The following is a 24,611-nucleotide window of genomic DNA, read 5'->3' on the forward strand; positions in this document are numbered from 1 at the left end:
CCGTCATGCGGACGGGGATCGCCGCCATGCTGCCTGGCGGCGGTCATCTATGTCGGGTTTGGCTTCGCGCCGGACCTGCCGCTGAGCGAATAAGCAGGTTCACTGAATGAACGAGCTGGAGCTGGCGAAAGCCAAGGCCTCCGCCGCCTACAACGCGGCGGCGGATTACTTCGATCATCCCGTCAGCGGCCTGAGCGCGAGCCAGAGCGCCCAGGCCGTTTCAGTCGGCAGAGAAGCGACGTTTGCCAACGGTTTGCACTATGAGTGCACTGACGCTGTAGCTGCAAGCTTGGCAGGTCGAAATTGCTGAACGAGAACTGCTAGCTAGCTTTTGCCCGTTTGTCGGCTCTTATGCGAGCGCCACCACCTTTTTGCCAGCTTCAGCCGCGAGCGCATGGTCTCGGGAAAACGAGCGGTTCGTGGGGTTCACCGATTGCCCGCCCTTTCGGCCGGCCTTTGACGCCAATTGAGCGTCCTGCGAAAGCTGCGCTTCTCGGCCGGCACGCTCTTGCCGCCCTTGCGCGCGATCTCGCGCTGCCGCGCGGGATCCATGCTCGCGAATCCCCGCTTGCTCTTCTTGGGCTCATCCATGATCCGCTGCCCCGGCCATACCCAGATAGCTAAGCTAAAACGTATGGTTACGATTCGAGCAAGCGTGGCCGTTAGCGGGTGGCGCCAGTGTGGCCGGACCGGTCTCCAAACGGCGAGCGGGACGGAGACGGCAAAGGTGACGTCCAAATGTCTGCCATCACAAAACAATTCCCAGAAGTTGCATCTTTGTTCAGCATTCGTGCATGCCGTGCAATAAATCCCCGCAGGAGCACCAAAATTATCAAGTTCTGGGAGTGTTCTCTTCGGCTCGTTTCATGGTCCTGAGCGCTCAATAAGCCGACGCCCATGCAAGCAGGCGAAACGGAGATGGAAGGGCTTAGGCCCTTAGCCATCGCGGTGAGCATGCTTTTCTCATCTATGCGACGCTTGGCGAACTCCTTTTTCGTCAGGGCTTCCCGCTTTCGCGTTATGGGATCAACATGACCCTCATAGGGGACGAATTCTTCGCAAGGCGTTTCAGCCTTCTCTTTTGGCCTTCCCAGGCTAACGAGGAAGTCGAGCAGCGCAGTAAGTTTTAGATCAAGCATTTAATACCCCTTGGTTGGAGGCCCAGGGTCGCCAGCCAATAAATCGGAATTCCGTCGCCGATCATCTCTTACCTGTCCATTCGCGGGCGCGATCAATGATCCCGAAGCCCGTCGCCGGGTCCGTAATCTTTACCCTAAGTTTCTTCGGCTTCTTCGCTTCGCGATTGCCGCGCTGCTGCTTGTTCGCCATGACCCTGATCTTCAAAATGCGAAGCCCGGCCTTTGGAGACCGGGCTGGGCGCACTCTCCTGGGAGGGAAAGGCGCTAACGGCGCCCTGGAAACTTTTGAATTAACGCTGCGGGCTTTTCTTCAAGCCCTTGGCGGTTCGGCCCCGCCTTCCGCAGCCGCACTCTTGGTCGGGCTACGGAAGCTAATCGCGAGGGGGCGTTTCGCACTCTTCCGTAGTGGCGGCGTGCACAACCTCCGCCAAAGCAAGCTGCATCAAAAGGAGCGCCATGCTGGGAGGCAGGGGCTCATTTTCGGTTGGCCTCCATGATCGTCGCAACGCCGATCCCAACTCATGCATGACGAGGAGCGCGTCTCGCGTCTCGCGCAAGACCTTCTGTTTCGCGGACCGCATGACTCATTCCTCGCCACAGTATGTTCTATAGATGTTCCGTATCTCTCCAACCGTCTGCCGGTCGAACGCGTTCCAACATATTTTCTAAATATATCAATCATATATACGCGCGCGTGCTCGGCGAGCAGCCTATTTTTCCAGCCGCGCCCAATCGACCAGTCGCGCTCGTTGAACTCGACGCCGGCCGCATGCCAGGAAACCGTCCAATAGGTCCGAAACAGAACGAGCCGCCCAGCCAGAGGCAACCCGGCGGGCCTACGTTTCAGGATTCCCGACGATGCCGAGAACCTAGACCTCTTTAATATAGAAGCAAGCGCCGTAGGCTGGCGACGTTGAATGCCGACGGAGGTCAAGAGAATGGGAACCGAGGCACATAGCTTTGACTTAAAACGGCCGCGCCGAGACGTCGAGAACCCAAAGTATTGCCAAGCAGTTCTAGGTCCTGTGGACTCTTGAGCGATTCCCGAATCGGCGACGTCGTGATTCAAGGCTTCTTTTGTGGAGGAAGCCTTGGGCGTCTCTGAACGACTGGTTCTCACGGACCGGCATTGGGCCCGGATATCTGATTTGATCATCGGCCGCCCGGATCAGTGCGGGTCGACTGGGCGCGACAATCGCATGTTCGTGGAAGGCGTCTTGTGGCTGGTGCGCACGGGTTCGCCTTGGCGCGACCTTCCCGAGGCCTTTGGGGAGTGGAACAGCGTGTTTCGACGCTTCAGCCGCTGGAGCGCAAAGGGCGTGTGGTTGCGGGTGTTCAAGGCCCTGGCCGACGATCCCGACTTTGAATATCTGATCATCGACTCCACAATCGTCCGGGCGCATCAGCACGCCAGCGGCGCAAAGGGGGCTCAAAATCAGGCCATCGGCCGCTCGCGCGGCGGCCTGAGCGCCAAAATCCATCTCGCCGTGCGCGGCCTGGGCTGTCCCGTTCGCTTTCACCTCACCGCCGGCCAGTCGGGCGACTCACCGCAAGCCCTTGCGCTTGTCGAAGGTCTGCCAGCGGACCTCGTCATGGCCGATACAGCCTACGATTCAGACGCGTTCCGCCATGCGATCGCAGCCAAGAACGCGAAGGCGGTCATTCCCAACAACCCATCCCGCGCCATAAAGCATCCGCTCGACGCCCATCACTATGCCCAGCGTCATCTCGTGGAGTGCTGCTTCAGCAAGCTCAAACAAAGAGCTGGCCCCGGAAATTCGGACAGTGAGATAAGTGGATTTTCTGCCTGACGGCGGCGAGGATTCTCGCCGCGAATCAGGAGCATTCGATGACGAAGCGGAGCCGCCGGACGCATTCTTCGGCGTTCAAGGCGAAGGTGGCGTTGGCCGCCATCAAGGGAGAGAAGACGTTGGCCGAGCTGGCGCAGCAATTCGACGTCCACCCGAACCAGATCACGACGTGGAAAAGCCAGCTGCTCGAGGGTGCGGCCGGCGTTTTCGGGCAGGATAAGGCGGAACCAAGAGAAGCCGCCGTCGATTTGAAGGGGCTTCACGCGAAGATCGGCGAACTGACGCTGGAGAACGATTTTTTGTCCGGCGCGCTCACAAAAGCGGGATTGCTGAGCGCAAAAAGATGATCGACCGCGATCACGATCTTTCGATCGCCCGGCAGGCGAAGGCGCTGGGGGTCGCCCGCAGCTCCGTCTACTACAAGCCGCGGCCGGTTACGGCCGAGGACCTCGAGCTGATGCGCCGCCTCGACGAATTGCATCTCGAACATCCTTTCGCCGGCGCGCGGATGCTGCGCGATCTGCTGCGGCGCGAGGGCGTCGCCGTGGGTCGCCGGCATGTCGCGACGCTGATGAAGCGGATGGGGATCGAGGCAATCTATCGTCGTCCGAACACGAGCAAGCCCGCGCCGGGACACAAGGTTTACCTATATCTGCTGCGCGGCGTGAAGATCGAACGGCCGAACCAGGTCTGGGCGACGGACATAAGTTACATCCCGATGCGGCGCGGCTTCGTCTATCTCACGGCGGTCGTCGACGTGTTCAGCCGACGCGTGCTGGCGTATCGCGTGTCGATCACGATGGAGGCGGCGTTCTGCGTCGAGGCGCTCGAGGAGGCGCTGGCGAAATACGGCAAGCCGGAGATTTTCAACACGGATCAGGGCAGCCAGTTCACCAGCCTCGACTTCACCGGCGTGCTGCTCGATGCGAAGATCGCCATCAGCATGGATGGGAAAGGCGCCTGGCGCGACAATGTCTTCGTCGAGCGGCTGTGGCGCAGTGTGAAATACGAGGAGGTCTATCTCAAGGCCTACGACAATGTGTCCGAGGCGCGCGCCTCAATCGGCGGGTATCTGGCTTTCTACAACCGCGCATCAGAACACCCATCTCTCTATGTTATTGAAGGGAATAGGCTTTGCTGGCCGCGGTCTGGTCCCGCGGGGTATCTGGCGTTACGACGTGCTCTTTCGACGATCGATCTGGCCGCTTCAGTCGCAAGCGCCGCGCGCGCGAATATCCAGGGTCCATCTGGCAAAGGCCGTCGGGCTTCAATCTCGCCGACTTCGGCCGCCAGTCGGAGGGTCTTGGGCGTGACCTTCAATAGGCGGGCGGCATCGGAGAGGTTAAGCCAGGGCTCGATGCCATCCTCAGCGGCCTCGAACACTGGGATGCGATGGTGCGAGCGCAGCGAGGTGACGCGCTCGCGGGTCCAACGGTTGCCGTGGCCAGTCTTGAGGCCATTGCGGTTGAGAAGGCCGGCTATCAGATTGTCGCTGGCGATCAGCACCAGCTCGCGTACGGCGGCGATGATGTCAGCGGGTGTGCTGTTGCGCTGTCCGCGTCGGCGCTTCGGTAAGCGAAGTTCGCTGTGAACGCCACCTGCCCAGTGGACGGCGATAACGATCTCGGAAGCATCGTCGTCGATATCGGCCACGACCTCGTGGATCAGCGTTCGCACGATGCGCTTCTTCAACCGCGCGTCCGTCGTCGGGGCTGACCAGACTGTTTTGAGGTTCGCTCCCAGCAGGGCAAGCGCGGGCGGGTCGATCGTCGGTGTCGGAGAAACCGCCTCATGCGCGACGATCTTGCTTTCAACGTCGGCGACGCGGACAAGGGCCTGATTCCAGCGCGCCTCGAGTTCGCCGGCGACCAGCCGATTGGCGGGGTCGGCGGCGTCATACTGCCGGAAGGCGCGGTCGGCGGCATAGCGCGCCGCTTCGAGATCGCGACCAAGAGCGTCGCGCACCTGATCCCGACGCTCGGCAGCCTCCTCGGCCGCAGCGACCGATGCGGCAATGGCGCCGGGGCCAACAACGCCAAGAAGCGCTTCCTCGATTGCATCGTCGACGCGCAAGCCCCCGAACGCGATGCAGCGCGGCTCGCCATTATCCATCCAGCCGCGCGAGCAGTTGTAACGCGGGATATGATGCCGCATGCCGCTATAGCGTAGCGTCAGTTTGCGCCCACAGCGGCGACAACGGATCAGGCCGGCGAGCAAGGCGTCGCCATGTTTGGGCGCGCCGTGATGCCGGCTCGTTGGAATGTTGCTGGAAACCATGGTGCGGATCGTTTCGAACCTCTCCCAGCTCACATAGCCGTCGTGGGCGCCGGGCTTCAGCGCAAGCCAGTCGGCGCGTGCTTTGCGGCGGATTTGCGCACTGGCGCCCTTCGCGCCGTATCCCATCGTTGCGGCCGTTCTACCATAAGCATAGGCGCCTCCGTAGACCGGGTTTTCGACCATCCTGTGGAGGGTGGCGTAATTAGGCCGTCGCCAGGCTGTCTCGCCATCCCTCTGCTTCACGGGAAGCTCAAGGTCCTGCTGATGGAACCAAAGCAACGCCTGTCGCGCGCTGCCGAGCTCCTCGATTTTGTCGAAGACCAGCGCGATTGCCGCTTGCACACGCCGATCCGGATCCTTCTCGTATCGGTCGCCGGCCTTCACGAAGCCCACCGGAGCCGCAACGACGAGTTCGCCGCGCCGGGCCTTAGCATAACGGGCGGAAAGCGAGCGCTGGCGTAGAAGATCGAGCTCGTATTCGTTGAGGCTTCCTTTGAGCCCAAGCAGCAGACGATCATTGCCGTGCCGAGGCGCGTAGATGGTCTCCTGATCGACGAGCACGGTATCGACGACGCGGCACATCTCGATTAGTTGTTGCCAATCCCGGCTATTACGGGCGAAGCGCGAGACTTCGCGGGCGCAGACGGCGCCGACCTTGCCGAGGCAGACCTCGGCGACCATTCGCTCGAAGCCGGCGCGCTGCACGCTGCCGGCCGCCGAGCGGCCAAGGTCCTCATCGATCACTTCGATCTCGGTGAAGCCCAGCGCCGTCAGCCGATCTCGCATGGCGTATTGTAAGGCGCCACTTTCGCGGTTGTGCAGCACTTGGTGGGCCGAGGATTGGCGCACATAGAGGATCGCCTTGCGCTCCAGATGATGAGGGCCGATCTTATCAGTGCTCATGGCCGGCTCCCTTCGTCGTTGTTTGCGTATGCGATAGGATCAGCCGCTTCATCAGGCTGATCAACGCTTCTCGCGCATCCTCCGGCAGGTCGAGCCAATTGGGTGCGCCGGCGGCCGCTACCCCGCGTGAGAATAAATCCATCTGCTGTGGAGGGAGGCGCCGTTTGCGCCGATCCCCGCTTGCCGACGCCGTAGTCTTGCGCACCATGGGTCTCTCCCTGATTCTGGTCGTGAGAGACTCCGCTGGGAACCCGGGCATTCGATGATGGTGCCGTGTTCTTCAACACCTGATCTAGCAGCGCGGATAACGCGCTGAGCGCTTGCAGACTAACGACCGGGACGGAGGAAAAGCGTACGTCGGGCGCGCATGCAGCGCGATCAAACATCCATGCGGGGATCTCGAGCCACCGCTTGACGTCCGAGCCGTCGACTGAACACCGGAATACGCCGCCATCCGTCTTATCAATCGCTGCGTGGATGAAGACCTCACGCCCGAACCACGGATGGAGTCGATATAAAACCTCCCTGCAAGCGATCTTGTGGGTGTTCTCAAGCCTTCTTCTATAATGGACGGCGCCCGCATTCGAGCCTTGACGGGCGCACGCCCGACGAGGCCTACTTCGGCAAAGAGGAAACGGCGATGGCCGCATGATTGCCGCCGCCGATTTTGTCGCAGCTTTGGTCGGGCTACGCCCTCCCGACGCCGCGACAAAATCGAAGAACCCCGCGTTCAGCAAACCCGGCAGGAATCCACTTAACTTCCGCGGGGCGCTGTTCAAACAGCCGGAGCCAGCTCTCAATTCAGGCGCGTGGCAACCAGATATGAAAAGACAGCGAGGAATTACCTCGCCGTCGTCACCATCGCAGCCATCGTCCTCTGGCTAAGGTAACTGTCCACAGGACCTAGATCGGGCGCGCTCCGCATCGCACCCATGACTGCGTTGAACTGCTCTATTCCGTCGCTGTGCCGGTGCGCGAACATCGCTATGTCGCGCCGCTTGAAGGTCGATTGCTGGTGGGTTATCGCGTCCAGCGCCACCGAAGGATCGGCGATGATCCGTGCGCCGTTGTTGCGGGCGATCTCGCGGTGCATTTCCGCGCGGTCGGCGACTTCGATCCCTTCGCCTTCAATCCGCTGCGCGGGTGCGCCGACTTGGCTTTGTGGTTCCAGCGCGATGCCCTGCGCCTCCAAACTGCGATGGTCGATGCGCGCGTCGATGTCGAGTTCGGCCAGGCGATCGTTGGCTAGTTCCGCCCAGCGTTCGCGCCAACGCTCGACCATCTGGGTAGCGTTCCAGTCGCGCGCCTTTTGGCCGAAGCCGTTCTCGTCCACGGATCGCATGGTCAGCATGACATGGGCGTGAGGCTTAGGCGTCCCGTCCTCGGCCATGTCCCAATGCACATTGAGGTCGGCGATCATGCCCTGATCGACAAACTCCGCCTGCACGAAGTCGCGGGCGAGTTCGATGCCCTGTGCTTGCGTCATCTCGCGCGGAAGGGCGAACTCGACCTCGCGGGCAAGCTGTGCGTCCTTCCTGACCTCGAACGCCTCGACATCGTTCCATAGCCGTTCGCGGTCGCTCCATTGCTCGGATGCATCCTCCGGCAGCATGACCTCGGAATGGACGACGCCGCGCTTGTTGGAGAAGTCGTGGCTGCGCTCAAGCCGGTCGTCGCGCAGCCGCAAGGCCGAGCGGTAGGCGGCGGAGGCCACCGCGCTGGAGCCGGCCTTGCGGCCGATGACCTTGACGTGAAGATGATAGATCGCCATCGCGATCCGAACATCATCACAGCGAAGCGCACGTCGGAACGACGTATAAGCGCGCCCTCGGAACTAATTTCTCGGGACTGCTCGCGCCGTTTCAGCCCGTCCCGGCAACCATACAGCATTGCGGCAGGCGCTCAACTATCATCGCTCCATCGATAGATTATGGAGACGACGATGCGCAAGCCACGGGACTTCGATGCGGAACTGAAGAGCTGGCTCCGGCTGTTTGAACAGCGCCCCGCGGAAGTTAAGTGGATTCCTGCCGGGTTTGCTGAACGCGGGGTTCTTCGATTTTGTCGCGGCGTCGGGAGGGCGTAGCCCGACCAAAGCTGCGACAAAATCGGCGGCGGCAATCATGCGGCCATCGCCGTTTCCTCTTTGCCGAAGTAGGCCTCGTCGGGCGTGCGCCCGTCAAGGCTCGAATGCGGGCGCCGTCCATTATAGAAGAAGGCTTGAGAACACCCACAAGATCGCTTGCAGGGAGGTTTTATATCGACTCCATCCGTGGTTCGGGCGTGAGGTCTTCATCCACGCAGCGATTGATAAGACGGATGGCGGCGTATTCCGGTGTTCAGTCGACGGCTCGGACGTCAAGCGGTGGCTCGAGATCCCCGCATGGATGTTTGATCGCGCTGCATGCGCGCCCGACGTACGCTTTTCCTCCGTCCCGGTCGTTAGTCTGCAAGCGCTCAGCGCGTTATCCGCGCTGCTAGATCAGGTGTTGAAGAACACGGCACCATCATCGAATGCCCGGGTTCCCAGCGGAGTCTCTCACGACCAGAATCAGGGAGAGACCCATGGTGCGCAAGACTACGGCGTCGGCAAGCGGGGATCGGCGCAAACGGCGCCTCCCTCCACAGCAGATGGATTTATTCTCACGCGGGGTAGCGGCCGCCGGCGCACCCAATTGGCTCGACCTGCCGGAGGATGCGCGAGAAGCGTTGATCAGCCTGATGAAGCGGCTGATCCTATCGCATACGCAAACAACGACGAAGGGAGCCGGCCATGAGCACTGATAAGATCGGCCCTCATCATCTGGAGCGCAAGGCGATCCTCTATGTGCGCCAATCCTCGGCCCACCAAGTGCTGCACAACCGCGAAAGTGGCGCCTTACAATACGCCATGCGAGATCGGCTGACGGCGCTGGGCTTCACCGAGATCGAAGTGATCGATGAGGACCTTGGCCGCTCGGCGGCCGGCAGCGTGCAGCGCGCCGGCTTCGAGCGAATGGTCGCCGAGGTCTGCCTCGGCAAGGTCGGCGCCGTCTGCGCCCGCGAAGTCTCGCGCTTCGCCCGTAATAGCCGGGATTGGCAACAACTAATCGAGATGTGCCGCGTCGTCGATACCGTGCTCGTCGATCAGGAGACCATCTACGCGCCTCGGCACGGCAATGATCGTCTGCTGCTTGGGCTCAAAGGAAGCCTCAACGAATACGAGCTCGATCTTCTACGCCAGCGCTCGCTTTCCGCCCGTTATGCTAAGGCCCGGCGCGGCGAACTCGTCGTTGCGGCTCCGGTGGGCTTCGTGAAGGCCGGCGACCGATACGAGAAGGATCCGGATCGGCGTGTGCAAGCGGCAATCGCGCTGGTCTTCGACAAAATCGAGGAGCTCGGCAGCGCGCGACAGGCGTTGCTTTGGTTCCATCAGCAGGACCTTGAGCTTCCCGTGAAGCAGAGGGATGGCGAGACAGCCTGGCGACGGCCTAATTACGCCACCCTCCACAGGATGGTCGAAAACCCGGTCTACGGAGGCGCCTATGCTTATGGTAGAACGGCCGCAACGATGGGATACGGCGCGAAGGGCGCCAGTGCGCAAATCCGCCGCAAAGCACGCGCCGACTGGCTTGCGCTGAAGCCCGGCGCCCACGACGGCTATGTGAGCTGGGAGAGGTTCGAAACGATCCGCACCATGGTTTCCAGCAACATTCCAACGAGCCGGCATCACGGCGCGCCCAAACATGGCGACGCCTTGCTCGCCGGCCTGATCCGTTGTCGCCGCTGTGGGCGCAAACTGACGCTACGCTATAGCGGCATGCGGCATCATATCCCGCGTTACAACTGCTCGCGCGGCTGGATGGATAATGGCGAGCCGCGCTGCATCGCGTTCGGGGGCTTGCGCGTCGACGATGCAATCGAGGAAGCGCTTCTTGGCGTTGTTGGCCCCGGCGCCATTGCCGCATCGGTCGCTGCGGCCGAGGAGGCTGCCGAGCGTCGGGATCAGGTGCGCGACGCTCTTGGTCGCGATCTCGAAGCGGCGCGCTATGCCGCCGACCGCGCCTTCCGGCAGTATGACGCCGCCGACCCCGCCAATCGGCTGGTCGCCGGCGAACTCGAGGCGCGCTGGAATCAGGCCCTTGTCCGCGTCGCCGACGTTGAAAGCAAGATCGTCGCGCATGAGGCGGTTTCTCCGACACCGACGATCGACCCGCCCGCGCTTGCCCTGCTGGGAGCGAACCTCAAAACAGTCTGGTCAGCCCCGACGACGGACGCGCGGTTGAAGAAGCGCATCGTGCGAACGCTGATCCACGAGGTCGTGGCCGATATCGACGACGATGCTTCCGAGATCGTTATCGCCGTCCACTGGGCAGGTGGCGTTCACAGCGAACTTCGCTTACCGAAGCGCCGACGCGGACAGCGCAACAGCACACCCGCTGACATCATCGCCGCCGTACGCGAGCTGGTGCTGATCGCCAGCGACAATCTGATAGCCGGCCTTCTCAACCGCAATGGCCTCAAGACTGGCCACGGCAACCGTTGGACCCGCGAGCGCGTCACCTCGCTGCGCTCGCACCATCGCATCCCAGTGTTCGAGGCCGCTGAGGATGGCATCGAGCCCTGGCTTAACCTCTCCGATGCCGCCCGCCTATTGAAGGTCACGCCCAAGACCCTCCGACTGGCGGCCGAAGTCGGCGAGATTGAAGCCCGACGGCCTTTGCCAGATGGACCCTGGATATTCGCGCGCGCGGCGCTTGCGACTGAAGCGGCCAGATCGATCGTCGAAAGAGCACGTCGTAACGCCAGATACCCCGCGGGACCAGACCGCGGCCAGCAAAGCCTATTCCCTTCAATAACATAGAGAGATGGGTGTTCTGATGCGCGGTTGTAGAAAGCCAGATACCCGCCGATTGAGGCGCGCGCCTCGGACACATTGTCGTAGGCCTTGAGATAGACCTCCTCGTATTTCACACTGCGCCACAGCCGCTCGACGAAGACATTGTCGCGCCAGGCGCCTTTCCCATCCATGCTGATGGCGATCTTCGCATCGAGCAGCACGCCGGTGAAGTCGAGGCTGGTGAACTGGCTGCCCTGATCCGTGTTGAAAATCTCCGGCTTGCCGTATTTCGCCAGCGCCTCCTCGAGCGCCTCGACGCAGAACGCCGCCTCCATCGTGATCGACACGCGATACGCCAGCACGCGTCGGCTGAACACGTCGACGACCGCCGTGAGATAGACGAAGCCGCGCCGCATCGGGATGTAACTTATGTCCGTCGCCCAGACCTGGTTCGGCCGTTCGATCTTCACGCCGCGCAGCAGATATAGGTAAACCTTGTGTCCCGGCGCGGGCTTGCTCGTGTTCGGACGACGATAGATTGCCTCGATCCCCATCCGCTTCATCAGCGTCGCGACATGCCGGCGACCCACGGCGACGCCCTCGCGCCGCAGCAGATCGCGCAGCATCCGCGCGCCGGCGAAAGGATGTTCGAGATGCAATTCGTCGAGGCGGCGCATCAGCTCGAGGTCCTCGGCCGTAACCGGCCGCGGCTTGTAGTAGACGGAGCTGCGGGCGACCCCCAGCGCCTTCGCCTGCCGGGCGATCGAAAGATCGTGATCGCGGTCGATCATCTTTTTGCGCTCAGCAATCCCGCTTTTGTGAGCGCGCCGGACAAAAAATCGTTCTCCAGCGTCAGTTCGCCGATCTTCGCGTGAAGCCCCTTCAAATCGACGGCGGCTTCTCTTGGTTCCGCCTTATCCTGCCCGAAAACGCCGGCCGCACCCTCGAGCAGCTGGCTTTTCCACGTCGTGATCTGGTTCGGGTGGACGTCGAATTGCTGCGCCAGCTCGGCCAACGTCTTCTCTCCCTTGATGGCGGCCAACGCCACCTTCGCCTTGAACGCCGAAGAATGCGTCCGGCGGCTCCGCTTCGTCATCGAATGCTCCTGATTCGCGGCGAGAATCCTCGCCGCCGTCAGGCAGAAAATCCACTTATCTCACTGTCCGAATTTCCGGGGCCAGCTCTCCCGAGGTGGGGCGCAGTTTTCCGGACAGAAGTTTCAGGAGCGTCGATTTCCCGGCGCCGTTCGGGCCGACGACGATAACGAGACGCCCCGGCATGAGCGAGATCGTCGCATCGTCGACAATAGGGATCTGTCGGATGGCGTAATACAGCGCCCGAGCTTCGAGAAACGCCTCCATCAGAGCAGCCCCCGGGCGCGCGTCAACAGCAGCCACAGAAAGAAAGGGGCGCCGACCGCCGAGGTCACGACGCCGAGCGGAAGCTCCGCCGGCGCGACCAGCGTGCGAGCGGCCATGTCGGCGCTGACGAGCAGCGCGCCGCCGAGCAAGGCGGCCAAGGGCAGCAAGAGCCGATTGTCGGGACCGACGAGCAGGCGGATCGTATGAGGCGCGACGATGCCGACAAAGCCGATGACGCCCGCGCTTGCGACGCTTGACCCGACGGCGAGCGCCACAAGTCCGATGGTCAGAGTCTTGATAAGCTGCACGCGGACGCCGAGATGAAACGCCTCAGCCTCGCCGAGCGCGAGCGCGTTCAGGCTTCGCCCAAGGAGCGGCGTCAGGCATGCGAGCGGGAGGATGATCGGCGCGACCGTCATCGTCTTGGGCCAGGTCGCGCCATTAAGGCTGCCCAGCGACCAGAAGGTCAGATCCCGAAGTTGCTGGTCGCGAGGAGACCTGTCAGCGCGCCGCAAAAGGCGCCGAAGCCGACGCCCGCGAGAAGCATCGTCGCCACGGAGGTTCGCCCGCGGCGCGTCGGGATCGCATAAATCACGAGCGTCGAAGAGAGGCCGCCGACAAAGGCGCCGAAAGGCAATGCGACGGAATAGCCCATGAGACTCGAAATCCCTTGACCGCCCAGCACGATCGTCGCGGCGGCGGTGAATCCGGCGCCGCTCGATACGCCGATCAGTCCGGGGTCGGCGAGCGGATTGCGAAACAGCCCCTGCGTGAGCGCGCCGCTGACGGCAAGGGCGGCGCCGACCTCGAAGCCCAGCATGACGCGCGGCAGGCGGATGTTCAGGATTAAATTCGCGTCATAGGCGCGGCTTCCGGCGCCCTGGGACGAATCCGCCTCCAGGAGAATCTCCAGCACCCGTCGCGGCGCGATAGGGACGGCGCCCATGACGATCGCGACGAAACATGACAGGACGCCGAGGCACCCAAGCAAAAGAATTCCGGCGACCGCTTGGCGGCGTCTCGCCGACATTTGCTGAAGAGCCTGCAGATCGACGGTCGTCACGCTCATGGCTCGTGGCCGTGATTTGCGTTTCCGGGCGGCGGCGGCGGCAGCTTCATCTCGGGATTGAGCGCCGCCATGAGATCGCGCGCCGCGTCGGGCGCACGCGGCCCGAAGCCGAGGAGATAGTTGCCGTCCATTTCCACTACGGCTTGGGCCTTGCCCGCGGGCGTGGCGGCGAAGGCCGGCGTCGCCATCAGGTCGCGGGCCGATGCATTTTCCCGGCGCATCATCAGCACGACGTCCGGCGCGGCGGCGACAATCGCTTCGTCATTCATGGGCTTGAACCCTTCGATCGACGCGGCGGCGTTTATCGCGCCGGCGAGAGCGATGATCGCATCGGCGGAAGTGCTCTTGCCGCCAATCATCGTCCGACCGCCCGACGCGGAAAGCACGAAGAGCACGCGCTTGGGCTTCTCGATACGATCGCGCAGCGCCGCAAGCGTCGTGAAGCGGGCGTCGACTTCCTTGGCGAGCATGCGCGCGCCCTCGCTCGAACCGATCAACTCGCCGATGGCGAGAATTTTACGCTGGACGCCGGCCGGCGACGCCTCGTTTGGAATCGTCGCCAGCCGAATGCCGGATTCCCGCAGGCTCATCAGCGCCGCCGGCGGTCCGGCTCCCTCCGCCGCAACGATCAGCGACGGTCTGACCGACAGAACGCCTTCGGCCGACAAAGCATATAGCCGACATTCGGCTTGGTCTTCAGCGCTTCGGGCGGATAAAGACTGGTCGTGTCGACGGCGGCGATAAGGGCGTCGCGACCCAGCGCATAGATGATCTCCGTCACGGCCCCGCCGACGGAGACGATACGTTCGTCCGCGCGCGCATCCGCGATCGACAGGATTGCAAGTCCGAGCGCCGCGCCGAGGAATGCCGTCAGGCGCGCGCGCCATCTTCCGTGTTTGCCTTTTTCGCGCATGATCGCCTCGTTTCGTGGGAACAGGTCGTCGGCGGCGGCTCCGCGCGCCTTCAGTCGTCGCGCAAAACTTCCGCGCCTCGGTCTGAACGTCAATATGTCTGACGGTTCATTGGAATACTTTCAGGATGCTCGTTGAAAACGTTCCAAACTTAGTATTCCGTAGTAACAATCTGGAAAAATTCTAAGATTGTCGAGCGATTTTCCAATTGAAAGGCTCCGGCGCCGTCGCTACGCTTCGCCAATGTCGCCGTCTGAGGCGAAAGCCAGCCAGCAAGGCCGCGCGCCGAGCCAGCCAGCCAAATCACAAGGCGTTCCTGGCTGGAGGGCTTCTTCAATGTGTCATTTGTGTCGACCCGGGCGCTCGGCGCCGCTGCGCGCCATATCCGCCGCGGCATTCGCCGCGCTGGCTTCGTCCGCAGCCGCGCAGCAGACTCTGCCAACGATCGAAATCGGCCGCGCCGCGCGAAAGCTCCAGAACAGCGGAATCGAGCGGTTCGAAACGCCCGCCGTCACCACGAAAAGGACGCCTGAAAAGGCGGTGCAGGCGCTCGGCGGCACGACCGTCGTCAATCGCAGCTATATTGAGCGTTTCCAGACGACAACAATCTCGGAAGTGCTCCGCGAGGCGCCGAGCGTCACGGTCCAGGAGCAGGCGAACGACCCTGGCGCCGCGGTGAACATTCGGACTGCAAAACAACGCCCTGACCGCCGGCGTGCGCTACACGATCGTCGGCGGCAGGAATTGCGACTTCTATGCTTACGCGGACGCGAATAATCGCTGCCAGCCGCTGGTCTCCGGGCTTCCCGTCAATATTGCGATCGCCGGAAGGTCGTATGATTATGTGGATCTGTTCGCGAATTACGACCGGAATGACAGAATCTTCGCGAACGTGCTGGTCTCCAACGCGACGGACCGGAACTACATGCAATTTCGCAACAGCGCGCCGAGCCCCGGATTGACGGTGAGGTTCTCGCTGGGAGGCAAGTTCGCGGTGAATTGAAAGTGACATGAGCCAGGGGATGCGGCGGCGACAACACGAAAAGGAGACCAGCAATGTTCATGGCGTCCGAGCAACTCAAGGTGTTCAGCGGGCATGAGGCGGCTTTCGAGAAGCTCTGGGCGTTGAAGCAATCGAGCTTCCAATCGGCGCCGGGCTTCATCTCCTACCGCTTCACGAAGGGACGCGCGACCGAGTCCGGCGTCGTCTATATGTCGCTGACGGTATGGGTGAATGAAGAGAGCTTCCTGGCGTGGAGATGCGCCTGGGCCGGACAGCGGGAGTGGTCCGCCGCCGAGGGACCGGAGCGCTCCCGGCTGGAGGAGTTCGACGCGATGATACCGCGAACCAATCCGCAGTGAAAATCGGAGGCGGGGAGCGCTCATGTTCGGACCCTATGTTCCGCTCGATCGACGCACTTGCGTCGCGCCCATATTGCCCGCTCGCAATCTTGCGGCGACGGCGACATTCTATCGGATGTTGGGCTTCGAGATCGTCGAAATCACGGAGGGCGGAGGCTATGTGATCGCGCGTTCCGATTGGGTGGAGCTCCATTTCTTTCCGAGCCCCGACCTCGATCCGAAGGAAAACGACGCCGGCGCCTTCCTGCGCGTCGTCGACGCGGACGCGACCAGCGCCGCGCTGTCCGCCGCCTTTCCGACAAATGAACCGGGAGCGCAAATCATACCCGTTGCGGACAGGCCCTGGGGCATGCGGCAGGGCGGATTTTTCGACATCGACCGAAACCTGATCCAGTTCGGCGCGCCCATAAGCCATAAGCCATAAGCGATGGCCGAATGAGCAATGAAGGATCGAAGGGAGCGAATGCATGTTTATCGCAATGAACCGATTCAAGATCGTCAAGGGACGGGAGCAGGCCTTCGAGGATGTTTGGAAGTCGCGCCAGTCGAGACTTCACGAACGGCCCGGCTTTATCGTCTTTCATTTGCTCAGGGGCCCGGAGCGAGACGATTACACGCTCTATTCGTCGCACGCCCTCTGGGAGACGAAACAGCATTTCATTGACTGGACGCGTTCCGAGCATTTTCGGGAAGCGCATAAGAACGCCGGTCAGAACCGGGACCTCTATATAGGCGGTCCCGAGTTCGAAGGATTCGAGGTCGTGCTTGTCGAGGAAAATCCCAACTACACGCGCAAGACGCCCGAATAGGGCTTCGCCGATCAATCGGCCCGTTTTGGGTTCCAGTGGAAACGCATGGAGCTTCGACGCTCGACAAAGGCGGCGCGTTTGCTGACCGAGGAGGCGGAATTGAGGTTGCCAACGGCAAAAGGACTGAGGCAGGAGCTGGAAAGACTGCGCGGCGCATTTGAAGCCGACGAGCGGCAGCTTCGTTGCGGCGCCCTGGAACGCGAGAACGCAGCCCTTCATGCCGAGAATCAAAGGCTGGCCGAGCGAGCGACCCGGCTCTCCACGGAGTGCGATCGGCTTAACGAGCGGGCGGAGCAGCTTCAGCGCCTCCATTATGGCGAAAGAGCCGCGCTCGGCGAACGCCATGCATCTCCGCCGGTGGAAGAGCAGGCGGCCATTTGCGCGCTCTCCGCCGACGACGCCGACACGCCACGGGATCTATGCGGCCGATGTCTGCTTTATGTCGGAGGACGCCCGCGTACGATTTACCGATTGAAGGAATGGATTTCCGATCTAAACGGGCTGCTGATCCATCACGATGGCGGCCTCGAGGACAGTCCTGCAATCCTGGGTCAGCTCGTCAGGCGCGCAGACGCGGTCTTTTTCCCGATAGACTGTGTCAGCCACAGCGCTGTCGATACTGTGAAAAGCCTGTGCGACAGCCATGGCGTCCCATACGCGCCGCTGTCGAGCGCAGGCGCCGCGGCGTTTACGCGCGCTGTCCGCTCGATCGTGCGCGAAGCGAAGCCGCAATGCAGATCGGCGGCGCGCCAGTGAATCAATCCAACCAAACGGAGCGAAGGACATGTTGGGTATCGGAGACAGACTGCCGGCCTTCGAAGTTACCGGCGTAAAGCCAGGCTTCAACGAGATTGTCGAAAATGACGACAGCGCGTTCGAAGCGGTCACGCAGGAGAGCTTCCCGGGGAAATGGAAGATCGTTTTCTTCTACCCAAAGGATTTCACCTTTGTCTGCCCGACGGAAATCTCCGAGTTTGCGCGCCTTGCCTCGGACTTCGACGCGCGCGGCGCCGTCGTTCTCGGGGGCTCGACCGACAATGAGTTCGTCAAGCTCGCCTGGCGGCGCGATCATAAGGATCTTTCCAGGCTGCCCATCTGGCAATTCGCCGACCCCAAGGGCAGCCTGGTCGATGCGCTCGGCGTTCGTTCGCCGGAAGGGGTAGCGTATCGTGTGACCTTCGTCCTCGATCCCGACAATGTCATTCAGCATATCTACGCCACCAATCTCGATGTGGGCCGGGCCCCGCAGGATACGCTGCGCGTGCTCGACGCCTTGCAGACGAAGGCGCTCTGCGCCTGCAACCGGCCGGTCGGCGGCGAGGTTTTGAGCCCGGCGGCATAGCTCTCGCGCCGGTGTTGGCCGTCAGGCCTGCTTTGCGCCAATGGCCTTGACCGCCGCGCACGACGCGCGGCCCGGGAGCATCGTCGATAAGCGGGAAGCGATCTGGACGGAGCCAGCAGATGGCCTGATACCGGTTCCGTTTGTTTCATTCGCCGTGCGGCCGTCATTGCGAGCGAAGCGAAGCAATCCAGGGGCCGCGGCGACGCTCTGGATTGCTTCGCCGGTATTGCGAAGCCGGGTATACCCGACTTCGAGAAAAGGCTCGCAATGACGGGGCGCGCGAACGAAGCGATCGAGAGGAAGCCGTATGACTTGACGATCTAGCCTCCTGCCGACGAGGACGCGGTAGTGCGAATGTTGACGACCGTGGAGAGGTCATGACTTTTGCGCGAATGGCGCCATGCCGGGAATTCAACGGGTCCCGCGTGCAAAAGTCGAGCGCCAGCGAGGAGGGCGCCCTTGGCGAATGAATAACGGCAATCTGGGACCATCAGCCGCGCCGCGCCGCCTCGATTGCGGCGACGTCGATTTTCGTCATCTCCATCATGGCTTCAAAGGCGCGTTTCGCCTCGTCGCCGCCGGCGGCTAGCGCCTCGGTCAGCACGCGCGGCGTGATTTGCCAGGAGACGCCCCATTTATCCTTGCACCAGCCGCACGCGCTTTCCTGGCCGCCACTGCCGACGATCGCGTTCCAGTAGCGGTCGGTCTCCTGCTGATCGTCGGTCGCGATCTGGAACGAAAAGGCTTCGTTGTGCTTGAAGGCGGGCCCGCCATTGAGGCCGAGACAGGGGATGCCGGCGACCGTGAATTCGACGGTCAGCACGTCCCCCGCCTTGCCGGACGGGTAGTCGCTGCGAGCGCGGAAAATGGTGCCCACCGAGCTATTCGGAAAAGTAGCCGCATAGAAACGGGCCGCAGCCTCGGCGTCCTTGTCGTACCATAGGCAGATCGTGTTCTTGGCAATCGCCATTGCTTGTCCTTCCGGTTTCGAAGCCGATCCCGGGCCCCGGGTTCTCCACACACTCGGCCTCGGCGGTGCGCCAAGACATAGAACGCTCTCGCGCCATGCGGCGTTCCGCCGGAAACGTCTGAAGGTTGCAGCGGTAGCAGGGTTGCCGTCTTTAAGATCGTGTCGCCGGCAAAGGACTCATCAGGGGCGGCGGTCTGCCGTTTGCTCGCGACCGCAATGCGCCACGAGCTGACATTGAGCTGCGAGCATGTGCCGGACATTCGCGGGCGGTCCTGCAATGACCGCTATCAGGGGAACAATTGGGCGACGGACGTTCGAAGCGGCGTGGCGCCGACACATGACAAGCGACCGCCACCGCCCACAATCGCTATGACCCTAACGAACGGCCCTGTTCCTTGGGCCGGCGGCGCCTGGACCGGCGTGTTGACGCCGCTGGCTATGCCGGCAGCATGACCACCTTCGTCTTGATCGGCGTCCGTGAATAGAGGTCGATCATGTCCTGACTGAGGAGGCCGGTACAGCCGCTCGTAATGCCGGTCCCGATCGTCTCGGGGTCGCTGGTGCTGTAGATTGTGTAGACCGTATAGACGCCGTTCTTATAGAGATAGAGCACGCGGGCGCCGAGCGGATTGTCCAGACCGCCCGGCATGCCGCGGGCATATTGGCGCGCCTCTGGCTGGCGCGCCATCATCTCCTTGGGCGGCGTCCAGATGGGCCATTCCGCCTTGCGCCCGACATAAACTTCGCCGCTCCACAGGAACCCGGGGCGGCCGACATTGGCGCCATAGCGGGTGGCGTATCCGTCGCCTTCGATGCGATAAACATGGTAATTCTTGGGATCGACGATAATCGTGCCAGGCGCCTCTTTGGTGTCGTAGCGCACCGTTCGGCGAAAATATTTCGGATCGATCTTGCCAATGTCGACCGCCGGGATCGGGAATTTCTCATTTGGCACAGCCGCGTAAAACTTCGCCGCCTCGGCGCGGCCCATGTCGTCGGACGTCACGCAGCCGGAAAGCCCCAGCGCGCCGAAACCGGCGGCGGAGCCGAACAGAAACGACCGGCGGTTGAGACGCCCCGACCGAAGCCCAAGCAGAGCTTCCTCGTTTCTTCCGCCGGCATCGGCAATCCCATCGTCCATGATCATGATTTTGGAGTTCCTCATGTCCCGCCGCCGGCCAGAGTATGCTCCAGCATAAACCGGCTGAACGTGAGATGCCATCACTTGCTTTCGGGAATGTGAAGAATGTCGGCTTTTCTTGGCGTTGAGGTCGACGCGCTGGCTTTTTCTGAACAACCCGACCTGTGATCGAAGGCCGCCGTCCCGCCAGCGGACGTTCGGCAACGCGGAGATGGATTGGAAGCGGCCCGTCCTTCCCGACCGAAGGCGCCAAAGCGGACCTTCGGCGGTCAAGGCGCGCGGCGAAGGTCGGTTACATCGGTTCGGCGGCGCGCTCCAAGCAAAGCATGCGACGCAGCGCGGCGTTCAGGGTTTGTGCTGGGTCGACGCAACCGCTCCTCGATCTCCATCCGATAAAGCCATCCGGCCGAACCAGAATGGCGCCGTCGTTCCTCAGGCCGGTCCGCGCGGAAAATAGCTCGGCTTCGTCTTTCAGATCGACCCCGATTTGGTATGTCGCGAGGCGCGAACCGGATTGTCGGGACGCCGATTGGGCGGCGTCGATCCATCTATCGCCGCCGGGCGCGGCCAGAAGCGCGAATTCACGCCCGACGAGGTCATGCGTCGAAATCTGCACCCCGTCGCGTTGAAGCGGGATATGCGCGAGCCGCGTTCCGGGGAGGCCGGAAGGGCGCAGCGGGCTTTCCGCCCTTTGGCGATCGTCCGGCGTCTCCAGGACGATCGCCGGCGAGCGGTAACGATAGCCCATGGCGACGCTAAGATAATCTTCTTCCGCGAAGAGAGAGCGGAGATCGTCGCGATCGGGCCGCAGGCGCTCCACGTAATTCCTGATCTGGCAGGAGACGGTCATCTGCGCGACGGGAAGACGCTCCGCTTCATATGTCTCCAGAAGGGCGGGCCCGGCGTCGCCGTGGTAAACGAAGGCGAGCTTCCAGGCGATGTCGGCGGCGTCCTGAATGGCGGTCTGTCCCGCCAGTCCGCCGACCGGCGGCATGACATGCGCGGCGTCGCCGGCAAGGAAGATGCGCCCTGTCGACATGCGTCCGGCGAATTGAGCGGCCATCGTCCAGGTCATCCGATCCAGGATTTTCACATGGAGATTGGGTATGCCGAGCGCGTCGCGCGCCATTTGCCGGCACCGATTCTCGTCAAAATCGGCGGCGGCTTGCCGCCGCGAATCATATTCGATGTTGATCTGGCCGACGCCAGGTTCGTCGCAACTGACGAAGGCGCCGATAAAGGCCGGATTTCTCAAATAATACAAAACAGTGCCGCGTCCGCGCATCGGCGCCGCAAGATCCGCCTCGAACAATATCGACACGGCGTGGGACACGGCGCCGTCGCCGATCATCTCGATTCCAAGCGCGGAGCGGATGGCGCTATTGGCGCCGTCGGCCGCGACGACATAATCCGCCGCGAGCGTATAGGCCTCGTCTTTTGCAAGGTCGCGCAGCGACGCCGTCACCTGGTCCGCCTCCTGCGACAGGCGCTCGACGGCCGTCGAAAATCTGACGTCCACGCCAAGGGCGCGGACATATCGAAGCAAGGTCGTCTCCACACGGTTCTGTCCGATGTGGCAGATATCGACGGGCGAAAGAAGCGGCGGCCGTTTCGCGCCCGGCTCGAGCAGGCGGCTTATTTCGCGCCCCATCACGCTTTCGGCGATGATGATCGCCGCATTTTCCGGAGCGGCGCGGCTCAACTTGTACAAGTCGGCCTCGAGCCCCTCCACGACGCGCAGCGCCTCCATGCTTCGGCGATTGAGGCCATGCGCCTTCGGCCGCGGCGAAACGGATTTATGCCGCTCGACGAGCGTGCAGGGAACGCCGCGCCAGGCGAGCAGCAACGCCGCCGTTAAACCCGCATAGCCGGCGCCGACGATCAAGACGGGGGTGCGCCTCGCTTTCATGGGCGGCGCCTTCCGGAAAGGGCGGTGAATTGCGACTCTCCATGGAATTTCGGCGATCGCTTGGCCGCCAAATGAGGTCGTTCGCGGCTGGCGGCGTGTGGGCGCCGGACGCGGCGGAGCATGCGGGCGGCCTGACGGGAAATGGAGAAGGGCATTTTCTGCGCCAGCCAGAGGGCGCAGCACGCCTCCGGCGCCAGAAGCGAAAGATAGGCGATCCGGGGATCGTTGCGGGATAGGCCGAGCGCAAGCAGGGGGATGGCGACGGACCAGGAAGCGAAGCTGTCGGCCGCCGCGGTCGTCGCGAATGCGCCGCGCGCTTGCAGGACCGCGCGCATGACATTCGTGGCGTATCGGATCGGCAGAGAGAGCGCGAGCGCTTCCACGAGGGCGGACCACCATGGACCCGTTTGGCGGTATATGGCGCCGAGGCTTTCGCTCGCGACGAACAACAGGGCGGCGGCGGCGACGATCGGCGGCGCGCCTTTCATCCAAAGCCTCCATGTAAACGCGGACATTCGGGCCTCCGGCAAATTTGCGAGGCGCAAGGTGAAAAATCGGGTGAGCGCCGACATCGGCGTCAGCAGGAAGGCGATCAGCATCTGTCCGGCCGAGAAAGCGTCAAGACGGCGATAATCCACGTGGCCGAGCAAGGGCGTCGAAAAGAGCGCGACGGAAACGCTCATGGCGAGTTGAGGCCAGAACAGGCGCTGCGACTCTAGCGTTGAGGCGAGAAGAAAAGATCGCGCGCCCGACCATCGGGGCGCCCCGATGGTCGGGCGTAGGCCATGCGCGGCGAGTCTTTGAAAGATCCAGATCGAAGAAAGGACGGCGATGAGAAAACCGCTGATGAAACACCCCGCGAAGCCGCAGCCGAGGAGATTGATGAAGAGATAGTTGCAGCCGATCTTGGCGGCCACGGCAAATAATTTCCATCTCGCCGCCGCGCCGCCGTCCCCGAACGCCAGCAAAGCAAAGGCGCCGGCGTTCGCGTAGAATCGGCAGGGGCTCGAAAGCGAAAACCAAAACGCCGCAGAGGCCGCGCTCGCCGCCAATTCGGCGCGTCCCGTAAGCGCGACGATGAGGCCCGGGTAAAAAATATAGCCCAAAGCGCCCGTTCCGGCGCCGATCGCCGCGGCGAGCCAGGAAATTTGCGCGACCGCGTCCTTCGCCTCACCGATGGCGCGCGCCTTCCTGACGAAAACGGATGCGACGGCGCCGGTGGCCGCCATCGAGACGAGGTCGAGCGCCGCGACGCGCGTCAATGTCAGATAGGCGGTTGGCGCGCCGGGGCCGAGCGGCGCGATCATGCAGAGGTCGATTTGAACCATCAGCGCGCCTGCGCCGTAGAAGACGAGCAAAGGCGCGAAGCCGCGCCAAAGGCCCGTTTCGCTCATCGCGGAATGTCCCGCCATCCGGCAAATGCCGGCAATTCGAATTCCGGCGTAATGAAAAAGCCGAATGGCGCGCTCGGCTCGGGCAAGGGCTCTTCGAGCTCGACGATCTCGACCTCGCGACGCCCCGACGCGGTTCGGCATTTCCAGGCGATGACAATCTTGTCCGTCCTTATGCTCGTGAGCACGATTCCACAGTCGGGACTGCGATCAAAATTCGCCCAGCGGGCGACGGAGGCGCCCATCATCGTGATCAGCAAATCCTCGTCGACGCGATCTTGAAACTCGGATTGCTCGAGCCATTGATAGACCCAGAGATAGAAGCTCCAGTCGAAGGTCGAATCCTGCGTTTGCGCCCAACTCATAAACGGTCGAAGAATCGCCAGCCCATCGGGGGAGGCGATCTTCAACAATTGAGGACAGATGTCGAACAATGCGTGCCAATAGGCCCGATGGCTCGCGTCGATCCGGACGAATGCGCGCGACTCCCGGGGGATTTGTTTCTGCGGCCTCATATCCGTAAGCCAATCGAACAGCTCCGCGTCGATTCTAGGCTCCAATGGCGACGCAAGGTTCATGGCGTTCCTCCCCGGATCTGGAAAACAAAGCGCGCAGACGGCTTACGTCCGCAACGATCGCGTCGTAGTCGATGTTGTGATCGCGCTCATAGGTGATCGTGGCGCCGGGCTTGTCGAAGAGGGACCGGCGCCGTTCGAGAAAAGCGAGCGTCTCCCGGGCGAGGTCGCCATCATGGGAATCCACCGTGATGTGCGGCTCGATGATCGACAAATTAAAGCCGGCGACGTGGAAATGCTCCGTCGAAGCGATGACGCTGTCCCACAGTTCAAGAGGCGCGCCGCAATTGCGAAACGCACAGACCGCGTTGGAGGCGTCGAACAATACGCCCGCGCCCGTGTCCCGCGTCAGCCGTTCGAAGAAGGCCGGAGCTTCCCATCCGCCATCCATGATGGAAGGGTAGTTTTCGATATAGATCTTCTGGCCGACGAGCCTTTGCCATATGTCGACCTTACGGCGAACCTGATCGTATTCGTTGGCGTAGTCGATCTCGCCGAGATGGAACAGGCGTCGTCCGCGATGGGTGAAATGGGCCATATGGTCCGAGACGTAGAGAGGATGCATCGCGTCGATCAGAACGCGGAGCCGCTTCGCCAGATCCTCCAGGAAGTCGAGATCGCTTTCCAGATATTTCGAGAACATGACGTGAAAGCCGACCGGACATTGGAAGTGCCGCGCCAGGTCGTCTGGCGGCGCCTGCAGGAAATTGTCGATGAGAAGCTCGCAATAATCGAGATGGCCGTCGTCGATCATGCGCTGAACCATTTCATGGGTTCCGCCCAATGTGAAATTGAGACCGACTTGCATATCAAGCGCCCCGT

At 62.3% G+C, this 24,611-nt stretch carries 24 protein-coding genes and 7 pseudogenes; 13 read left to right on the forward strand and 18 right to left on the reverse strand.

Translation table 11 applies throughout. The annotated features are described in order from the left end of the window. The first annotated feature begins 106 nt into the window (after positions 1-106). Positions 107-310 carry a hypothetical protein gene (locus ACV7JP_RS13990; RefSeq protein WP_457796280.1) on the forward strand — a complete coding sequence of 68 codons (204 nt, stop codon included), beginning with the start codon at positions 107-109 and terminating at the stop codon, positions 308-310. A gap of 39 nt (positions 311-349) precedes the next feature. Here the strand turns inward: ACV7JP_RS13990 and ACV7JP_RS13995 are convergent. The 3 genes and pseudogenes from ACV7JP_RS13995 to ACV7JP_RS14005 all read right to left on the reverse strand — a co-directional run bounded on the left by ACV7JP_RS13995 (position 350) and on the right by ACV7JP_RS14005 (position 1,329). Beyond that, positions 350-591, reverse strand: a pseudogene (locus ACV7JP_RS13995) (con-10 family general stress protein). Positions 592-662: 71 nt separating this feature from the next. Next, the gene (locus tag ACV7JP_RS14000) at positions 663-1,139 is read right to left on the reverse strand and encodes a hypothetical protein (protein WP_457796281.1); all 477 of its coding nucleotides are present in this window, start codon (positions 1,137-1,139) and stop codon (positions 663-665) included. Positions 1,140-1,200: 61 nt separating this feature from the next. Beyond that, positions 1,201-1,329: a hypothetical protein gene (locus tag ACV7JP_RS14005; RefSeq protein ID WP_457796282.1), complete on the reverse strand. Its 129-nt coding sequence runs from the start codon at positions 1,327-1,329 to the stop codon at positions 1,201-1,203. Positions 1,330-2,230: 901 nt separating this feature from the next. On the opposite strand from ACV7JP_RS14005, the pseudogene ACV7JP_RS14010 reads away from it, so the two are divergent. Both ACV7JP_RS14010 and ACV7JP_RS14015 read left to right on the forward strand, forming a co-directional pair. After that, positions 2,231-2,899: pseudogene (locus ACV7JP_RS14010) on the forward strand (IS5 family transposase); the annotation flags it as partial. 89 nt (positions 2,900-2,988) lie between these two features. Beyond that, positions 2,989-4,061, forward strand: a pseudogene (locus ACV7JP_RS14015) (IS3 family transposase); the annotation flags it as partial. Here ACV7JP_RS14015 and ACV7JP_RS14020 read toward each other — a convergent pair. Both ACV7JP_RS14020 and ACV7JP_RS14025 read right to left on the reverse strand, forming a co-directional pair. Further along, positions 4,061-6,130: a recombinase family protein gene (locus tag ACV7JP_RS14020; protein ID WP_457796283.1), complete on the reverse strand. Its 2,070-nt coding sequence runs from the start codon at positions 6,128-6,130 to the stop codon at positions 4,061-4,063. The pseudogene ACV7JP_RS14015 and the gene ACV7JP_RS14020 overlap by 1 nt on opposite strands. Beyond that, complete coding sequence (locus tag ACV7JP_RS14025) at positions 6,120-6,338, reverse strand: hypothetical protein (RefSeq protein ID WP_457796284.1); 219 nt, start codon at positions 6,336-6,338, stop codon at positions 6,120-6,122. Before ACV7JP_RS14025 ends, ACV7JP_RS14020 begins: the two co-directional genes overlap by 11 nt. A 589-nt stretch (positions 6,339-6,927) precedes the next feature. Between ACV7JP_RS14025 and ACV7JP_RS14030 the strand changes: the two are divergent. Then, a pseudogene (locus ACV7JP_RS14030) lies at positions 6,928-7,020 on the forward strand (IS5/IS1182 family transposase); the annotation flags it as partial. A gap of 14 nt (positions 7,021-7,034) precedes the next feature. On the opposite strand, the pseudogene mobQ reads toward ACV7JP_RS14030, so the two are convergent. Both mobQ and ACV7JP_RS14040 read right to left on the reverse strand, forming a co-directional pair. After that, positions 7,035-7,901, reverse strand: a pseudogene (gene mobQ / locus ACV7JP_RS14035) (MobQ family relaxase); the annotation flags it as partial. A gap of 138 nt (positions 7,902-8,039) precedes the next feature. Next, positions 8,040-8,255 carry a hypothetical protein gene (locus tag ACV7JP_RS14040; protein ID WP_457796285.1) on the reverse strand — a complete coding sequence of 72 codons (216 nt, stop codon included), beginning with the start codon at positions 8,253-8,255 and terminating at the stop codon, positions 8,040-8,042. 440 nt (positions 8,256-8,695) lie between these two features. Between ACV7JP_RS14040 and ACV7JP_RS14045 the strand changes: the two genes are divergently transcribed. Both ACV7JP_RS14045 and ACV7JP_RS14050 read left to right on the forward strand, forming a co-directional pair. Then, complete coding sequence (locus ACV7JP_RS14045) at positions 8,696-8,914, forward strand: hypothetical protein (RefSeq protein ID WP_457796284.1); 219 nt, start codon at positions 8,696-8,698, stop codon at positions 8,912-8,914. Further along, entirely contained in the window at positions 8,904-10,973 is a 2,070-nt protein-coding gene (locus tag ACV7JP_RS14050; RefSeq protein ID WP_457796283.1) for a recombinase family protein, read from the forward strand. The genes ACV7JP_RS14045 and ACV7JP_RS14050 overlap by 11 nt, the downstream gene beginning before the upstream one ends. On the opposite strand, the pseudogene ACV7JP_RS14055 reads toward ACV7JP_RS14050, so the two are convergent. The 5 genes and pseudogenes from ACV7JP_RS14055 to ACV7JP_RS14075 all read right to left on the reverse strand — a co-directional run. Continuing rightward, a pseudogene (locus ACV7JP_RS14055) lies at positions 10,973-12,045 on the reverse strand (IS3 family transposase); the annotation flags it as partial. The gene ACV7JP_RS14050 and the pseudogene ACV7JP_RS14055 overlap by 1 nt on opposite strands. Positions 12,046-12,100: 55 nt before the next feature. After that, a complete protein-coding gene (locus tag ACV7JP_RS14060) occupies positions 12,101-12,310 on the reverse strand; it encodes an ATP-binding cassette domain-containing protein (RefSeq protein ID WP_457796286.1) in 210 nt (69 codons plus the stop codon). Then, positions 12,310-13,379, reverse strand: a pseudogene (locus tag ACV7JP_RS14065) (FecCD family ABC transporter permease). Before ACV7JP_RS14065 ends, ACV7JP_RS14060 begins: the two are co-directional and overlap by 1 nt. Further along, a complete protein-coding gene (locus ACV7JP_RS14070; protein ID WP_457796287.1) occupies positions 13,376-14,047 on the reverse strand; it encodes a heme/hemin ABC transporter substrate-binding protein in 672 nt (223 codons plus the stop codon). The pseudogene ACV7JP_RS14065 and the gene ACV7JP_RS14070 overlap by 4 nt, the downstream one beginning before the upstream one ends. Further along, on the reverse strand, positions 14,008-14,292 hold the full coding sequence (locus ACV7JP_RS14075; RefSeq protein ID WP_457796288.1) for a hypothetical protein: 285 nt from the start codon (positions 14,290-14,292) through the stop codon (positions 14,008-14,010). The genes ACV7JP_RS14070 and ACV7JP_RS14075 overlap by 40 nt, the downstream gene beginning before the upstream one ends. Before the next feature lie 334 nt (positions 14,293-14,626). On the opposite strand from ACV7JP_RS14075, the gene ACV7JP_RS14080 reads away from it, so the two are divergent. From ACV7JP_RS14080 to ACV7JP_RS14110, 7 genes are all read left to right on the forward strand, one after another. Further along, a complete protein-coding gene (locus tag ACV7JP_RS14080) occupies positions 14,627-15,067 on the forward strand; it encodes a TonB-dependent receptor plug domain-containing protein (RefSeq protein ID WP_457799094.1) in 441 nt (146 codons plus the stop codon). Further along, on the forward strand, positions 15,006-15,293 hold the full coding sequence (locus ACV7JP_RS14085) for a hypothetical protein (protein ID WP_457796290.1): 288 nt from the start codon (positions 15,006-15,008) through the stop codon (positions 15,291-15,293). The genes ACV7JP_RS14080 and ACV7JP_RS14085 overlap by 62 nt, the downstream gene beginning before the upstream one ends. Positions 15,294-15,346: 53 nt before the next feature. After that, positions 15,347-15,652 (forward strand): antibiotic biosynthesis monooxygenase family protein, encoded by a 306-nt coding sequence (locus tag ACV7JP_RS14090; RefSeq protein ID WP_457796291.1) that lies wholly within the window; start codon positions 15,347-15,349, stop codon positions 15,650-15,652. A gap of 22 nt (positions 15,653-15,674) precedes the next feature. Further along, positions 15,675-16,076 carry a bleomycin resistance protein gene (locus ACV7JP_RS14095; RefSeq protein WP_457796292.1) on the forward strand — a complete coding sequence of 134 codons (402 nt, stop codon included), beginning with the start codon at positions 15,675-15,677 and terminating at the stop codon, positions 16,074-16,076. Positions 16,077-16,119: 43 nt separating this feature from the next. After that, positions 16,120-16,461, forward strand: a complete 342-nt coding sequence (locus tag ACV7JP_RS14100; RefSeq protein ID WP_457796293.1) for an antibiotic biosynthesis monooxygenase family protein — start codon at positions 16,120-16,122, stop codon at positions 16,459-16,461. Between the two features lie 78 nt (positions 16,462-16,539). Beyond that, positions 16,540-17,217, forward strand: coding sequence for a DUF2325 domain-containing protein (locus tag ACV7JP_RS14105; RefSeq protein ID WP_457796294.1), 678 nt, complete (start codon positions 16,540-16,542; stop codon positions 17,215-17,217). A gap of 28 nt (positions 17,218-17,245) precedes the next feature. After that, positions 17,246-17,803, forward strand: a complete 558-nt coding sequence (locus tag ACV7JP_RS14110) for a peroxiredoxin (protein ID WP_457796295.1) — start codon at positions 17,246-17,248, stop codon at positions 17,801-17,803. Between the two features lie 490 nt (positions 17,804-18,293). Here the strand turns inward: ACV7JP_RS14110 and ACV7JP_RS14115 are convergent, their stop codons facing one another. The 6 genes from ACV7JP_RS14115 to mbnB form a co-directional block, all read right to left on the reverse strand. Then, positions 18,294-18,767 carry a VOC family protein gene (locus ACV7JP_RS14115; protein WP_457799095.1) on the reverse strand — a complete coding sequence of 158 codons (474 nt, stop codon included), beginning with the start codon at positions 18,765-18,767 and terminating at the stop codon, positions 18,294-18,296. Positions 18,768-19,209: 442 nt separating this feature from the next. After that, positions 19,210-19,920 carry a L,D-transpeptidase gene (locus ACV7JP_RS14120; protein ID WP_457796296.1) on the reverse strand — a complete coding sequence of 237 codons (711 nt, stop codon included), beginning with the start codon at positions 19,918-19,920 and terminating at the stop codon, positions 19,210-19,212. Positions 19,921-20,206: 286 nt separating this feature from the next. Then, a complete protein-coding gene (mbnF, locus tag ACV7JP_RS14125; RefSeq protein ID WP_457796297.1) occupies positions 20,207-21,823 on the reverse strand; it encodes a methanobactin biosynthesis FAD monooxygenase MbnF in 1,617 nt (538 codons plus the stop codon). Further along, a complete protein-coding gene (gene mbnM / locus ACV7JP_RS14130) occupies positions 21,820-23,217 on the reverse strand; it encodes a methanobactin export MATE transporter MbnM (protein WP_457796298.1) in 1,398 nt (465 codons plus the stop codon). Before mbnM ends, mbnF begins: the two co-directional genes overlap by 4 nt. Continuing rightward, complete coding sequence (mbnC, locus tag ACV7JP_RS14135) at positions 23,214-23,792, reverse strand: methanobactin biosynthesis protein MbnC (protein WP_457796299.1); 579 nt, start codon at positions 23,790-23,792, stop codon at positions 23,214-23,216. Before mbnC ends, mbnM begins: the two co-directional genes overlap by 4 nt. Beyond that, positions 23,764-24,597, reverse strand: a complete 834-nt coding sequence (gene mbnB, locus ACV7JP_RS14140) for a methanobactin biosynthesis protein MbnB (protein WP_457796300.1) — start codon at positions 24,595-24,597, stop codon at positions 23,764-23,766. Before mbnB ends, mbnC begins: the two co-directional genes overlap by 29 nt. Positions 24,598-24,611: the final 14 nt, after the last annotated feature.

It is taken from the genome of Methylocystis sp. S23 (assembly GCF_054106005.1).